Raw genomic sequence first — 14,113 nt, forward strand, 5'->3', positions numbered from 1 at the left:
GCTTGGGCCGGGAACCGGGAAAGTCGCCTCAATCCTGCCGAAAATGCCCGGTTTTCAGGCCGGTCGCCGCCGAATCCAGAACGAATTCCGCCACGGGGCCCTGTCAAAACCCTTTTTTCAGCGGCCTGTTCTCATGATCGCTGTCAATCCTTTATTCCATGGCACTTATTCCGGCGATGCCGGGCGCGGCGCGTTGTAGTTGCGCATGGCAGGAGGCGGAACCGAGACGACGGTTGAGCAAGCTCTCATGCGCGGGTTGGTTGACCCCCATGACCGTCGTTTCGTCCTGGGGCTGCCTTGGTCTAGGGATCGGGCATCGACAATGTCGGCCCATAACAGGGCACGAGGGTTCCTCACCGTGTTCCGCCCCCAACCCTGCGCATCGGCCTGCCGGAGGAATGTCCTTTCCTCCAAGCATCCTGTCCGGCGGTGTGGGCCGGAGCCGCCGTCACCATCTTTGCGATCGCCCAGATGAAGCCAGCCATCTCGCGCGCGATGGCCCTGGTGACCCCCCACCTTGGCTTTTCCTGCCGCAACCAGATGGCGGGATCGCTGGCACATCCTGAGCTGTCCCTTCCAGGCGATGTGGCTTGGGGCAGCGCCTCCAGCCGGGCAAGGAGCTTCGGGCTGACACGCGCCTGCATGCGACAGCTCCAAGCACCCTCAATCAGGACACGGCGCGCGAGACCGCTGCCCGCCTTGGTGATCCCGCCTCGCCGGACACTGGCGCCGCTGGAATGCTCCGACGGAGTCAGGCCCAAGTAGGCCATCAACTGTCGCGGGTTGTCGAAGCGGTTGAAATCCCCGACCTCCGCCACCACCGTCACTGCGACGATGAACCCGACACCGCGCATCGCCTGAACCGCTTCAACCACTGGAGCGAGGCTCCACTGCGGCAGCAGATCCGCAATCTGTCCGGTCAACCGCTCCACCCGCGCCTCGGCATCAGCGACCGCGTCGATGTAATCCTGCAGAACGATCTGTTGCGCCGGATGCGTGAAGCGCACCAGCGCGAGCCAGCGCCGATAGGCTCCGGTCCAGCCCTTCCTGTCAGGATAGATCCGGCCGTGGCGCAGCAGAAAGCCCTGTAGATTCTGGCGCGCCTTGCCAGTGACGCGCATCGCCGCCCGTGCCCGGACCAGGTCGCGCATGGCCTCGTGCGCCGCGTCCGGAACCCAAACGGCTGTCAGTTCCCCGGCTCGATGCAGCTTCGCCAGCATGGCGGCATCGCGGCGATCCGTCTTCACGCGGTCTCCGGCCTTCAGCGGGATCAGCGAGGGCGCGACCACGATGCAGTCATGCCCCATCTCGAGCAACTGGCGGTGGAGGCCATAGCCGCAGGGGCCAGCCTCATAGCAAAACCGCAGCCGTGCCCCGCCCGCGCCCAGCTTTTCGACCAGCTTCCGCACATGGTCGAGCCTGTGCGGAACAGGGCCCCAGTGCCGAACCTCACCGCCTCGCTCGCCCTGTGCCACCGCGACCGAAATCGTGGCCTTGTGGACATCAGGCCCGATGAAGATGCTGTTCGAAATCTGGTCTCTCCTCCAATCCCTGAGGCTCGGCACCAGCCAATCTGGTGCAACCCTCGAACGGAGAATGCCGCGGGAGAGGCCACCGACCCACTCAGCTCACACAGAGATCATGGGGGCTAGGTTTGGCACGGATTCCCAAGTGATCGAGGTACTCGCCCAATCTTGGCGGAATATGCTGGTCGAACCCCTGCGTAAACGCAAAATGTGAACTGGCATGAACGCCATCGTTGTGGCCGAGGTGATGACGCCGCTCTATCGACGCTGGCTGGACACCATGCCCGACCCCGAAGCGGCGCTGTCGCGCATCACCGAACGCATCCCGCTGGGCCGGCGGATGACGACCGCAGGGAAAATTGCCGATTGCTGCCTGTTCCTGCTCTCGGACCGGGCCAATCACATGACGGGTCAATGGCTGTTCCCCGACGGCGGCTATAGCCATCTTGACCGGTCTGTCTGACCGGCCGCTCCAACGTGGTGATCCGCACTTCATATTCCGCCACCGGTTTGGCGGCCGGCCCGTCTTCATCAAGGGCTCCCGCTTTCGCCGTTTCGATTCGGATGCGGATCGGGCCGCGCAAAAGGTCGTGGCGACGGTCAAGCGCATGGAGCGTCGCTTCGCGATCGTCTTCAATATCCCGCATTGTGCCCTTCCGGTGATCCCGAAGCATCATGACCGTCGGCGTAAGAGGGCAGTTTTGAGGCCCGACTCGATTTTTGTGGTGCCATCAGGCGGAATGCTGCAGGCGCGTAAGCAGCATATATTTTCCGTTTCAGCAGCTTCAGCCGATTTACCTGCCCTTCGGTCTGGCTGTTGGCAAAGACCCTAGCCTGATGTGCGATGGGGGGAATTTGGTGTCGCGGCCACGATCGCGTCGCACGAATGCGATGTGCTGTCGCACTAATCCAACGGTAAGAGAGTGATGCTCCCTTGATATGCGTCAATGCATATCGACGGTGAATGGCTAGACTGGCGTCTGAACCTGCTTCCCAGCAAGAGGACATCACCGATATGACATTCACCAGGCAGAGCATCGTTTCGGCATTCGTTATTTCTACCCTGCTCGGGACAACGGTCGGTTTCGCGATGGCCCAAACCACGCCGCCGAACATCGAGGTGAAAGCTCCCGCTGGCATTTATAAGCTTGATATCACGCATGCGGTATTACTCTGGTCGGTCAAGCACAACGGGATTTCCAATTATACGGCACGTTTCAACGATATCGAAGCTGCATTGAAGCTCGATCCGACAAAGATCGAGGATTCCTCGATTGAAGTCACCATTGACCCGAAGTCCGTCGAAACTGGATATCATGGCAACTACAAGGCTACGCATGCAGATTCCGGTTTTGAAACCTGGGACGAAGAAGTTGCTCGCTCGCCGAAGTTTCTGAACGGTGACACTTATCCTACGATCGCGTTCAAGTCGACAAAAGTGATGCCTACGGGGCCAACAACCGCAGACGTCACGGGCGATCTCAGTTTCCTCGGCGTCACCAAGTCCGTAACGCTCAAGGCAACATTCAACGGTGAGATCGAAAAACACCCTTTCAGGGACGTCCCAACTGTAGCGTTTGCGGCTGAGGGTGTATTTGATCGTACCGAATTTGGCCAACCGAAGGGGTCAGTCGGTCCCGAAATCACCATCCGCTTTGATGGCGAATTCATTCAGGATACGGTCGCAAAGTAGACCTGCCAATTGCGCAGATCGCATCGACGGCCGGAGTCGATGCGATCTGTCTTTGAAGTTCGCCCTGACCGGTTGACGCAATCTTTCTCGTGGGGATCGGGCGCAAATGCCGAAGGCTCGCGCGCCCTCAGGTCTAGGTTCCAGATCTCGCCCAACTCATCGGTGTTCGCGGTTCTCGGGCCGCAAGCCCGCACGCCACCCGCAGCCGCTGCGACCAGCGCCGCATTCGAGGGGGCAAGTGTGCCGTCCGTCGGATGGAGATCGTGCCCGAAGCTGCCCGCCGCGCCGTGCGCCGGCGCCGATCCAGGCGGCCTCGCGGCGGCCGGAGGCGCATAACCTGCTGTGCAGCCGTGCTTTCCTTTCCCCTGACCGTGTTTCGGCCCTGTTTCCTGCCCTTGATCGCTGGCAGGGATCTGGTCAGCGGCAGGAAAGAGCGCAGCCGATAGACCGCCTCGACGCCATAGCAGTCTGCAAGGCCGACAGGCATCGCTGCGATGCAGCCAAGGCCGAAGTTCAGCCCATGAAATGGTGAAGCGATCAACCCGACGCTGCCTCGCAGCAATTGCAGACCATGTATCCTGCCAGGGACATCCGCCTGCGACTGAAGGCCGGTCGTAATCATCGAACCCTCTAATACGCTTTCAGCGAGGCGGGCGCATAGTCGATGGCCGCGTTCTTGGTCAGCCCGTTCACCGCATGTTTCGAGGCGACATAGGAAGGCGTGCCGCCAAAGCCGCGCAGCCCGACAACCGAGGCGACGTTGACGATGCTGCCGCCGCGGCCCTGGGCCAGCATCTGCCGCAGCTCGGCGCGCAGCGAGCGGAAGGTGCCGGTCGCGTTCACCCGCATCACCACGTCCCAATAGTCGTCGCTGGCCTCGTCGATGCGCGCCATGACCAGGTCCTTCTGGCTGGCATAGTCGATGGGATCGCCCGGAAAGATCGCGTCCATCACCCCGGCATTGTTCAGCGCGCAGTCCAGCCCGCCGAAATGCCCGACCGCCGCCTGCACCATGGCGTCGCAGACCGCGGTTTCCGAGATGTCGCCCTGCACGAAAGCCGCCTTGCCGCCCTCGGACAGGATCGCGTCGATCACCGCCTGCCCCTTGTCGGCGATCCAATCCACGCCGAGGACATTCGCGCCTTCGCGTGCCAGCCGCATCGCTGCCAGGCGCCCCATGCCGCGGGCGCAGCCAGTGACCAGCGCAGTCTTGCCGGCGAAGCGGCCCGGAACGAAATAATCCTCGGGGACCGGCACGATGTTCTGCCGCCCAGGCAGGGCCGGGTCCGCCGGATCCCAAGGCATCGCATAGGCGCCAGGGGTCGTGGGCATGGCCGCCGGTTGCGCGGTCTCGGCCGCAAGCGGGCTGGCCAGACCGCCGGTCACGGCCGCCGCGCCAAGGACTTTCAGCAGCGCGCGACGCTCGAGGTTTTCAGCGCTGTCATGCGGTTCACTCATCGGTATTCCTCGTTTCTGTGGTGATGGAGGGGATCGGCCGCTCGCTCGGAAGGCGTAGCGGACGAAGGCCATGACGTTGAGCCAGTCCCTGGCGCTGCCGCCAAGCGCGGCCTTGGCGGCCGATCCCGGCACGGTGTAGGCGACATGGCCGTGGATGTAGGTGTTCTTCGACTTGAACCACTTGACCGTGACATTGTCCTCGTAGCCCAGCTCGTCATCACTCAGCACGGAGAGCGCCGGATTGCCGCCGATAGTGTTCAGTTCGTCGGCCCGGAACGCCCAGAACTGCGGCACCACCTCGATGCGCGGCGACATCTTGAAGCGGGCCTGGATGCGATGGGCGACGACATTGCTGTCCTGCACCACCTTGAAATGGTTGGCGCCCTGCACCCATTGCTCGCCCGTGCCGCCCGAGAGCAGCGGATCCCAGCGCTCATAGGCGGAGGTGGCGGGATCGTCGCCCGAAAAATAGGACACCCGATAGCTGATCGTCGGCGCCCAGCGGGCATCGGCGAAATGATAGCCGAGTTCCGCCCAGCCCGCGCGTGCGTCCATGTCGAAGTTGCGGTTGGTCTGGCGGGCGATTTAGGCCCCGAAGAACGGCCCCGAGGCGCCCGCCGGGTTGGGTTGATAGGCAAGGCGCAGATCATGCACCCGCAGCCCTTCGCGGCTGCCGGCGACAGAGCCGTCCGGCCCGAAGTAATTGGCGCCGGATTTCGGCACCGCCAGATAGCTGGCGCCCATCGACAGCCGGGACAAGGGCATTGCCTCCAGGTTCAGGCCGCCGATCCGGATGTCGGTGTCCAGCAGCGGCAATTCGTCGGGGTCCAGATAGAACGCCTCGAGCTTCACGTCGTTATAGGCGATCTGGCCCAGCGCCAGCAGATCCGAGGACCAGCGCGCATTGGCCTGGAGTGCGGCCCGCTCGCCGCCATTCGCTGCGGTGTTGGCGATCAGGAAGCCGTTGGCCAGGGTAAAGCGCTGGCGTCCGGCGGTCAGGTTGAAGACCAGCCGGTTGCCCCGCCCGTCCACATACCCGCCAACGATGCCCAGATAGGCATCCTCGACCTGGGTGTGGCTGCGGGTCTTGTCGGTGAACAGCTCCTGTCCTTGCGACCAGGTGGTCATGGCGCTGAGCCCGCCATAGAACGACAGCCCTTCGCCCAAGGGGGTGATGCCGTAGAAGCCGTAATGCAGATAGGCTTCGGCCCAGTGGTCATAGCCGCGACCGGCGGCCTTGCCCTGCATCAGCGGATTGCCGGCCAGCATCAGGTCGGGCCGGCCATACCAGGCATTGTCATTGCCGTAATACAGGCTGAAGGCGTCGAGCTTGAACCGCAGATAGGTTCCGTCCCGGTCCATCAGGATCGGAAAATCGCGCCGGTCCCCGGTCAGGCCATGCCGCGGCCGGCATCCGGCTGGGCATCCTCTCGCAGCGTGACCAGGACGCTCACCTCGACGCCGCCCGCGGCCGAGGGCAAGGTCTCGTGATCGAGCGTGGCGATTCCCGCGATGTCTCGTCGGCAAGAGCCTATTGGCTCTTACGGGTCGGTGCCCAGGAGCTGGCTGCTCTGCGCCTCGATCCAATCGCGGGCATGGCTGATGAAGGCGCGGTGCAATCGGGTGCGCTCGGTTCCCTTGCCCATCATCAGGCCCAGGGTCATGGGCCGCGGCCTGCCGGTAAGGGGGATGAAGCGCATGGGCTTGCCGTCCGGCGCCACGTCATGCAGCGGCCGGACATTCACGATGGAATAGCCGAAGCCGTTGGCGACAAGGCTGCGCATCACTGCCATGTCCCGTGTCCGCTCGGCGATATTGGCGCGCAGCCCGGCCTTGGCAAAGAAGGACAGGAAATAATCCGAGCTCAGCGGCAGGTCGAGCAGGACCATCGGATAGGGGGCAAGCTGCTGGACCGAGACCTCGGACAGCTCCGCCAGCGGGTGGTCCTCGCTGATGGCGACCAGCGGCGGCAATGCGACGATCGGGAAGAACAGCAGATCGGCCGGCAGGTCGAGGTCATAGCTCAGCGCCAAGTCGATCTTGGCCTGGCGCAGCAGGCTGAAAAGCTCGGCCTGGTCAGCCTCGACCTGCGAGATGCGGACCTCGCCGTGCTGCTCGACAAAGCTGCGCCGCAGGCCGGGCAGGACGATCTGGGCGAAGGTACTGAGACAGCCGATCGCCAGCGGGCCGCGGATCGAACCGGACAGATCCCCCGCGAGATCGCGCAGAGCCGCCGCCTGGCGCAGCACCGTTTGCGCATGATCCAGTAGTTTGCGCCCCGCCAGCGTCGGCGTCAGCCCCTGCGCATGATACCGGACGAAAAGCTTGACCCCCAGCTCCTCCTCGAGTTGCGAGATCCCGGCCGAGATCGAGGGCGACGAGACATTCACCTGCTGCGAGGCGGCGGCGATGCTGCCGGTTTCTCCCACGGCGACAAAATATTCCAGTTGCCGCAGCGTATAACGAAGGGGCATGTTTCTTCCGGCTCGGTGTTGGCATCGTGGCGAAAGCCTTCGCCGCCGTCCTTGCGCCATCGGCTGGAGGCCCGCGCAGACGTGGCCGGAGTATTGCCCCAAAACAACCGGCGCCGCAAGCAATGTGGCATGATGACGCACCAAAGTCGCATGGAAATCCCGCCCTCCCAAGCGCTGCCAAGGGCAATGCGCGACGGGCTCGGCCGGGGGCCGGGGGCGGAGCTTCGACCGGATGGGCGGTCATGCGGCATGGCTGGCGGCCGCACGGGCCCCCAGCCACCGGGGTTCACTCGTCGCCGGGCACGCCGTAGGAGGGCGCAGCGCGCGGGTCCAGCGCACGCTGGACATAGGCGTCGAGTTGCGGCTTGTAGATCTCCCACAACCGGGCCACGGCCTCGATCGGGCACGCCTCGGTCCAGTCGCAGCGCAGATCGGCCACAGGCCAGCTGACCTTGTCCACGATCATCATGCCCGCCGAATGCACCGGACCCGCCTCGCCTCCGGCGGCGAGCCCGGCGCGCATCGCGGCGATCAGCCGGTCGCCGATATGGCCCGAGGCCGCCAGATAGCCCTCGACGAGGGCCTGCGGCACGCCGTCATTGGCCAGAAGGTTGCCACCGGAGGCGACGTTTTCCGATTGTGCCTGCGTCCAGATGCCCAGCGAGTTCGGCCCGGAATGGATCGCCGTCATGCCGTTGCGGTCCACGGCCAGGACCTGCCGGTATTCGATGAACCGCCCCCGCCGCCGGACCTCGGCCACGGCATCGGCCGCCGAGAGGCCGCCTGCCATCAGGTCCAGCGCCAGAGGGCCGAGCGCGGGATCGGTCACGTTCTGCGAGGCAACCGCGCCCACGCCCGCGCGGGCATGGGAGCAGCGCGCCGCCACCGCCGGCGAGGACGAGGATATGGCGATGCCGAACATGCCGGTCTCGGGGCAGCGCGCCACCAGCGAGAAGGTCATCGTCTTACTCCGGGATGACGGCGGTGCCGTCGATCTCGACCAGCCATTCCGGCCGCGCCAGCGCCTGCACCACCAGCCCGGTCGAGACCGGATGCACGCCGCGGAGATATTCGCCCATGGTGCGATAGACCGCTTCGCGGTGCCGCACGTCGGTGATATAGACGACGACCTTGACCAGATGCTCCATCTGGCCGCCGGCCTCCTCGATCAGCTGCCGGATGTTCTGCATGACCTTGTGGGTCTGCTCGACCGGATCGTGGCTGTCGATGTTGCGGGCCGTGTCCAGGTCCTGCGGGCACTGGCCGCGCAGCCAGACGATGCGGCCGCCCTGGGTGACGACCGCCTGGCAGAGATCGTTGTCGAGCCGCTGCTCGGGATAGGTGTCCTTGGTGTTGAATTTGCGGATGCGGGTGTGGGCCATCCTGGTCTCCATGGCTGTGGCGCGCATCGTCAGGGCGCCGGTTGAAAGGGCTCTCCGACTTGCTGCCGGCAAGGGATCGGCGGGGATCGCATGGTCAGGCCTCTTGCAGCATCCGCTGGGCCTTGCCCTGGTATTCGCTATACTTGCGCTGGATCGTGATCTGCTCGGCAATATGGCGGGCATCGTGCCAGACACCCCAGATGAAGCTGGAGCCGCGCCGCGACTGCCAGGGCAGCCCCAGGAAATACAGCCCCGGCTCGACCGAGACGCCGCGCTGGTGGATCGGGCGGCCGCGTTCGTCAAAGGCATCGGCCTTGATCCAGCCGAAATCCACCGCAAAGCCCGTGGCCCAGATGACGGTCGCGATGCCCGCAGCGGCAAGGTGCAGGTCCGGGATCGGCTTCGTCACGCAGTCCGGGTCGGGCTCGCGCCTGCGGGCTTCGGGATCCTCGGGCAGGTCAAGGCCGTTGCGGCGGATATAGGCATCGGCCTCGTCCAGCAAGGAAAGGTAGTTCTCGTCGCCCCGGTCGAGATTCTGGCGCAGATCCGGGGCAAAGCTCAGGCGGCCGTCGCGATAGGCTTCGGTCCTGCCCAGCAGCACCATGCCCTGATTGCCCAGGCGGCGGAAATCCACCGTCTCGCCGCCGCGCGCGCCGCTGACGGCGATGGTGACATGCTCGGTGCCCGGCGCCGGGGCGGCCATGTCCCATTTGCCGAGCACGCCCAGCCACCAGCAGAAATCCCGGCCGCGATAGGCGCGCGGCGGCCGGTCATGCGGGCCGACCGACAGATAGACCCTGCGCCCCGCCCGCAGCAGTTCATCGGCGATCTGCACCCCCGACGATCCCGCGCCGATCACCAGCACCGCCCCCTCGGGCAGCTGTGCCGGGTTGCGATAGGTGCTGGAATGGATCTGCATGAGGCCGGCGTCGTCGGGGACCAGAGGGGGAATGATCGGTTTCTGAAACGGGCCGGTGGCCGCGACGATGCGCTCGGCCTCGATCACGCCTTGCGAGGTGGTGACTGTGAAGCCGGGACGACCCGCATTGCGGCGCACCGCGCGCACCTCGACGCCGCAGCGGATCGGGGCGTTGATTTTCCTGGCATAGGCCGCGAAGTAATCGGCCACCTCTTCCTTGGCGACGAAGCCGTCGGGATCGCCCGCAAACTCCATGCCGGGAAAGCGATCATGCCAGGCGGGGCCGTTGGCGACCAGGGAATCCCAGCGTTCCGAGCGCCAGCGCTCGGCGATCCGACCGCGTTCGAGAACCAGATGCGGCACGCCGGCCTCGCCCAGATGCTCGCTCATCGCGACGCCGGCCTGACCGGCGCCGACAATCAGCGTGTCGATCTTCTCAACTGACATTCTTGCGTCCTTCCGTGAATTTCAGGGGTTCTGGCGGCGCGTGCCTTGCCTTTCCCTCGGTCTACCGTCAGGCCGGAAAGGCGAAAATTATGATTTCGTGCAGCAACGGTTAGGCTGATCCTAAATCGGCAGGGGACAGGGTGGATTAGGCTCGGCCACAGCAATGGATCGGGAAACCCTTGTTTCGCCCCACAGACGAGCGGCCATAACCGTCCCGGACCAACCGGAGGAGCTGCACATGACCGAACCCCATCCCGAGACGCTGGCGCTTCTGGCGCGCCTGATCGCCTTTCCGACCGTCAGCGCCGAAAGCAACCTGGCCTTGGTCGATTTTGCCGAGCATCATCTGCGGCAGGCGGGGTTCACCACGCATCGCCTGGCTTCGCCGGACGGGACGAAGGCGGGGCTCATGGCCCGGCTGGGCGAGGGGCAGGGCGGGGTGATGCTCTCGGCCCATAGCGACGTCGTTCCGGTCGCGGGGCAGGATTGGAGCCGGCCCCCGTTCCGGCTGACGCGGGAAGGGGCCAATCTTTACGGGCGGGGCACGACCGACATGAAGGGCTTTCTGGCCGCAATGCTGTCATCGGCCAGCCGCGCCGGCAAGACGGGGCTGGCGCGGCCGCTCATGCTGGCGATCTCCTATGACGAGGAGCTGGGCTGCACCGGCATCCGCCACATGCTGCCCGGCATCGAGGCCCTGGGCTGGCAGCCTGCATTCTGCATCGTGGGCGAGCCGACCGGAATGCGGCCGGCCATCGGGCACAAGGGCAAGGCCGCGCTGGTCGCGACCTGCCACGGCACGGCCGGGCATTCCTCGCTGGCGCCGCGCCATGTCAACGCGCTGCATCTCGCGGCCGAATTCGTCGCCGCGCTGCGCCGCATCCAGTCGGATTACGCCGGGTCGGCGCTTGCGGATGACGCTTACGGCATTCCCTATTCCACCGTCCATGCCGGCAGGATGCAGGGCGGCACGGCGCTGAACATCGTCCCGGACCGGGCCGTCGTCGAATTCGAGTTCCGCCACCTGCCAGGCGATGCGCTGCCCGATTTTCAACGCCGGCTGCAGGCCGAGGTCCAGGCTATCCTTGCGCAATTCCCCGACCCGGCGGCCGATATCCGCATCGCGACGACGAACACCTATCCGGGACTGGGCATCGCGCCAGACCACCCGGCGGTGGAGGAGGTCGCCCGGCTTTGCGGCCATCCGCAGCGCATCAAGGTCACCTATGGCACCGAGGCCGGATATTTCCTGTCGCTGGGGATACCGACGGTGGTTTGCGGGCCGGGCGACATGGAGGCGCAAGGCCACAAGCCCGACGAGTTCCTGACCGCGCAGCAGCTTGCGGCCTGCGACCGGATGCTGGACGGGGTGCTGGCCAGGCTTCGGGCGTGATGCGGGCCGGCTCCGGCCCGGCGCGACAAGGGGCTTAGGATTCGCCGAAGCAAAGTTGCGGAAAACTTTAATTTACGAGACGCCGCCGTTTCGGATGATTGGAACACGCAACGAACAGGGGTGGTTGGCCGACAATTTGACGCCGCGGGCCGGGTTAAGGCCATGCCGGCGCAGCTCTGCCGTCGGGACAGCCGCAGACAAGACCTAGGGAGCCAGAGTTGAACCAAGCTACCGCAGCCGCCCGGCTCAGGACGGGCGCGGCCGTCGCCAGCGACGCGTTCGTCGCCTTCGAGCGCGTCCAGAAAAGCTACGACGGGGAAACCCTCGTGGTGAAGGATCTGAACCTGGCCATCGCCAAGGGCGAATTCCTGACGCTGCTGGGGCCTTCGGGATCCGGCAAGACCACCAGCCTGATGATGCTGGCGGGGTTCGAGACCGCCACCTCGGGCGAGATCCGGCTTGCCGGGCGGCCGATCAACTCGGTGCCGCCGCACCGGCGCGGCATCGGCATGGTGTTCCAGAACTACGCGCTGTTCCCGCATATGAGCGTGGGCGAGAACCTGGCCTTTCCGCTGAAGGTGCGCGGGCTCGGCAAGGCCGAGCGCGAGGCCAGGATCATGCGGGCGCTGGACATGGTGCAGATGGGCCATTTCGCAAACCGCCGCCCGGCGCAGCTTTCGGGCGGCCAGCAGCAGCGCATCGCGCTGGCCCGCGCGCTGGTCTTCGATCCCGAGCTGGTGCTGATGGATGAGCCGTTGGGTGCGCTCGACAAGCAACTGCGCGAGCATATGCAATACGAGATCAAGCGGCTGCACGACCAGATCGGCATCACCGTCGTCTATGTCACCCATGACCAGGGCGAGGCGCTGACCATGTCCGACCGGGTGGCGGTGTTCAACGACGGACGGATCCAGCAGCTCGCGCCGCCGGCAGAGCTGTATGAGCGGCCGCAGAACAGCTTCGTCGCGCAGTTCATCGGCGAGAACAACACGCTTCCGGGGATCATCGAGGATTTCGACGGCACCACGGCGACGGTAAGGCTGGCGACCGGAGAGCTGATCGACGCGACCCCGGTGAACATCCGCGCGCGCGGGCAGGAGACGCTGGTCTCGATCCGCCCCGAGCGGGTGGAGTTCAAGCCCGAGATGATGCCGCCCGGCGTGCACCGGATCCCTGCCCAGGTGCTCGAGGTGATCTATATGGGCGACGTGCTTCGCATCCGCATGCAGGTCGCGGGCACCAGCGACTTCGTGATGAAGTGCCGCAACGCGCTGGGGCAGCGCAAGCTGACCCCCGGCGAGACCATCGAGATCGGCTGGCATCCCGAGGATGCGCGCGCCCTCGATCCGATCTGAAGCCGACCCTGGGGCTTGAACGACCACAGACCAGGCCGGAAGAGCCGCGAGAGGCGGCCACCGGCCAGAAATTCAACAGGGAGTCCCAACGATGAAGAAACTGCTGATCCTGACCACCGCGCTTGCCGCGGCCGCATCCGCCGCCCATGCCGATATCACGGTCATCAGCTGGGGCGGCGCCTACGAGAAATCGCAGGTCGAGGCCTATAACCGGCCTTTCACCGCCCAGACCGGCATCGCCGTCAAGATGCTTGCCGCCGACAACCCGGCCGCGCCGATCAAGTCGATGGTGGAATCGAACAACGTCGGCGTCGATGTCGCCGACGTGGAATATACCGATGCGATCCGGCTTTGCGACGACGGGCTGCTGGAGGAGATCGACCCGGCCATCCTGCCGCCCGCCCCGGACGGCACGCCCGCGACCGAGGATTTCCTGCCGGGGGCGCTTACCGATTGCGCGGTCGGCTCGATGGTGTTCTCGACCGTCTACGGCTATGACGTGACCAAGTTCCCCGACGAGAAGCCGAGCATGATCGCCGACTTCTTCGACACCGAGAAATTCCCCGGCAAGCGCGGAATGCGCAAGAGCGCCCGCGCCAACCTGGAAATGGCGCTGATGGCCGAAGGCGTGCCCGCGGCAGAGGTCTATGACGTGCTTGCCACGCCCGAAGGCCTGGACCGCGCCTTTGCCAAGCTCGACACCATCAAGAGAAACGTGGTCTGGTGGGAGGCCGGCGCCCAGCCGCCGCAGCTGCTGGCCGATGGCGAGGTGGTGATGACCACCGCCTATAACGGCCGCCTGTTCACGGCCGTGGTCACCGAGAACAAGCCCTTTGCCATGGTCTGGGACGGGCAGGTCTATGAATATGAGCTGTTCGTGATCCCGAAGGGCGCGCCGAACAAGGACGCGGCGCTGGAATACATCAAGTTCGCCACCGACACCCAGCGCCTTGCCGATCAGACGAAATGGATCAGCTACGGCCCGGCCCGCAAGTCCTCGCTGTCGCTGGTCGGGCTCTACGAGGACGGCAAGACCGAGATGGCGCCGCACATGCCCACGGCAGAGGCCAATCTCGCCAATGCCTTGCGTTCCTCCTACGAGTTCTGGGTCGACCGCGACATCGAGATCAACGAGCGGTTCAGCACCTGGCTTGCGGAGTGAACCGGGGCCGCCGGCCCCGCCGGCCGGTGCAGGGCTTCATCGCCCGGAACAAGGGATGCGGCGCGGGTCTCGCGCCGCCCCGTTTGACGCGAAGCAGAGGCAGCAATATGGCAGATATCTCGGCAAATGACGCGGCGCTCGCTCCTGCGGGGTCGCGGCAAGCTGGTCTTACCACATCGGACGGTCGTCCGTTGAAGTCTGCGCTTGCGCGGAGTTCGCGTCGTGCGCGTCGGCGGGCGTTCCTGCTGGTGCTGCCGCTCCTGCTGTTCATCCTGATCACCTTCGTGGTGCCGATCGGGCAGAT

13 protein-coding genes and 1 pseudogene are annotated in these 14,113 nt (G+C 65.3%); 7 read left to right on the top strand and 7 right to left on the bottom strand.

Features of this window, described 5'->3' with window-relative positions:
* On the top strand, window positions 1-199 hold a 199-nt coding region (locus tag IT40_RS29790; RefSeq protein ID WP_208855415.1), incomplete at its 5' end, for a hypothetical protein.
* A gap of 154 nt (window positions 200-353) precedes the next feature.
* On the opposite strand, the gene IT40_RS24710 is transcribed toward IT40_RS29790, so the two are convergent.
* Window positions 354-1,565 carry an IS110 family RNA-guided transposase gene (locus IT40_RS24710; protein WP_341860342.1) on the bottom strand — a complete coding sequence of 404 codons (1,212 nt, stop codon included), beginning with the start codon at window positions 1,563-1,565 and terminating at the stop codon, window positions 354-356.
* 181 nt (window positions 1,566-1,746) lie between these two features.
* On the opposite strand from IT40_RS24710, the gene IT40_RS24715 reads away from it, so the two are divergent.
* Window positions 1,747-1,989 carry an SDR family oxidoreductase gene (locus IT40_RS24715; protein ID WP_036760723.1) on the top strand — a complete coding sequence of 81 codons (243 nt, stop codon included), beginning with the start codon at window positions 1,747-1,749 and terminating at the stop codon, window positions 1,987-1,989.
* A gap of 501 nt (window positions 1,990-2,490) precedes the next feature.
* Entirely contained in the window at window positions 2,491-3,219 is a 729-nt protein-coding gene (locus IT40_RS24720) for a YceI family protein (protein ID WP_208021433.1), read from the top strand.
* 630 nt (window positions 3,220-3,849) lie between these two features.
* Here the strand turns inward: IT40_RS24720 and IT40_RS29010 are convergent.
* The 6 genes from IT40_RS29010 to IT40_RS24750 all read right to left on the bottom strand — a co-directional run bounded on the left by IT40_RS29010 (window position 3,850) and on the right by IT40_RS24750 (window position 9,899).
* Window positions 3,850-5,232, bottom strand: a complete 1,383-nt coding sequence (locus IT40_RS29010) for an SDR family NAD(P)-dependent oxidoreductase (RefSeq protein WP_116171331.1) — start codon at window positions 5,230-5,232, stop codon at window positions 3,850-3,852.
* A gap of 30 nt (window positions 5,233-5,262) precedes the next feature.
* On the bottom strand, window positions 5,263-6,039 hold the full coding sequence (locus IT40_RS24730) for a hypothetical protein (RefSeq protein WP_036760724.1): 777 nt from the start codon (window positions 6,037-6,039) through the stop codon (window positions 5,263-5,265).
* A gap of 179 nt (window positions 6,040-6,218) precedes the next feature.
* Window positions 6,219-7,151, bottom strand: a complete 933-nt coding sequence (locus IT40_RS24735; RefSeq protein ID WP_036760725.1) for a LysR substrate-binding domain-containing protein — start codon at window positions 7,149-7,151, stop codon at window positions 6,219-6,221.
* Window positions 7,152-7,437: 286 nt separating this feature from the next.
* Window positions 7,438-8,112, bottom strand: a complete 675-nt coding sequence (locus IT40_RS24740; RefSeq protein WP_036760726.1) for a DUF1028 domain-containing protein — start codon at window positions 8,110-8,112, stop codon at window positions 7,438-7,440.
* A 4-nt stretch (window positions 8,113-8,116) separates the two neighbouring features.
* Window positions 8,117-8,533: a RidA family protein gene (locus IT40_RS24745; protein WP_036760737.1), complete on the bottom strand. Its 417-nt coding sequence runs from the start codon at window positions 8,531-8,533 to the stop codon at window positions 8,117-8,119.
* A 94-nt stretch (window positions 8,534-8,627) separates the two neighbouring features.
* On the bottom strand, window positions 8,628-9,899 hold the full coding sequence (locus IT40_RS24750) for a flavin-containing monooxygenase (protein ID WP_036760727.1): 1,272 nt from the start codon (window positions 9,897-9,899) through the stop codon (window positions 8,628-8,630).
* Between the two features lie 238 nt (window positions 9,900-10,137).
* On the opposite strand from IT40_RS24750, the gene argE reads away from it, so the two are divergent.
* The 4 genes and pseudogenes from argE to IT40_RS28100 form a co-directional block, all read left to right on the top strand.
* Window positions 10,138-11,292 carry an acetylornithine deacetylase gene (gene argE, locus IT40_RS24755; protein ID WP_036760728.1) on the top strand — a complete coding sequence of 385 codons (1,155 nt, stop codon included), beginning with the start codon at window positions 10,138-10,140 and terminating at the stop codon, window positions 11,290-11,292.
* A gap of 218 nt (window positions 11,293-11,510) precedes the next feature.
* Window positions 11,511-12,647, top strand: coding sequence for an ABC transporter ATP-binding protein (locus IT40_RS24760; RefSeq protein ID WP_036760730.1), 1,137 nt, complete (start codon window positions 11,511-11,513; stop codon window positions 12,645-12,647).
* Window positions 12,648-12,738: 91 nt separating this feature from the next.
* On the top strand, window positions 12,739-13,809 hold the full coding sequence (locus tag IT40_RS24765; protein ID WP_036760732.1) for an ABC transporter substrate-binding protein: 1,071 nt from the start codon (window positions 12,739-12,741) through the stop codon (window positions 13,807-13,809).
* A gap of 107 nt (window positions 13,810-13,916) precedes the next feature.
* Window positions 13,917-14,113 (top strand): annotated as a pseudogene (locus tag IT40_RS28100) (ABC transporter permease); the annotation flags it as partial.

Source organism: Paracoccus versutus, from assembly GCF_000763885.1.
Classification (GTDB): domain Bacteria; phylum Pseudomonadota; class Alphaproteobacteria; order Rhodobacterales; family Rhodobacteraceae; genus Paracoccus; species Paracoccus versutus.

Bases quoted from the DNA above. Each gene is read 5' to 3' on its own strand.
- IT40_RS24715 (WP_036760723.1), top strand. From the start codon at position 1,747: ATGAACGCCATCGTTGTGGCCGAGGTGATGACGCCGCTCTATCGACGC.
- IT40_RS24720 (WP_208021433.1), top strand. From the start codon at position 2,491: ATGGCTAGACTGGCGTCTGAACCTGCTTCCCAGCAAGAGGACATCACC.
- IT40_RS29010 (WP_116171331.1), bottom strand. From the start codon at position 5,232: ATGGACGCACGCGCGGGCTGGGCGGAACTCGGCTATCATTTCGCCGAT.
- IT40_RS24730 (WP_036760724.1), bottom strand. From the start codon at position 6,039: ATGGACCGGGACGGAACCTATCTGCGGTTCAAGCTCGACGCCTTCAGC.
- IT40_RS24735 (WP_036760725.1), bottom strand. From the start codon at position 7,151: ATGCCCCTTCGTTATACGCTGCGGCAACTGGAATATTTTGTCGCCGTG.
- IT40_RS24740 (WP_036760726.1), bottom strand. From the start codon at position 8,112: ATGACCTTCTCGCTGGTGGCGCGCTGCCCCGAGACCGGCATGTTCGGC.
- IT40_RS24745 (WP_036760737.1), bottom strand. From the start codon at position 8,533: ATGGCCCACACCCGCATCCGCAAATTCAACACCAAGGACACCTATCCC.
- IT40_RS24750 (WP_036760727.1), bottom strand. From the start codon at position 9,899: ATGTCAGTTGAGAAGATCGACACGCTGATTGTCGGCGCCGGTCAGGCC.
- argE (WP_036760728.1), top strand. From the start codon at position 10,138: ATGACCGAACCCCATCCCGAGACGCTGGCGCTTCTGGCGCGCCTGATC.
- IT40_RS24765 (WP_036760732.1), top strand. From the start codon at position 12,739: ATGAAGAAACTGCTGATCCTGACCACCGCGCTTGCCGCGGCCGCATCC.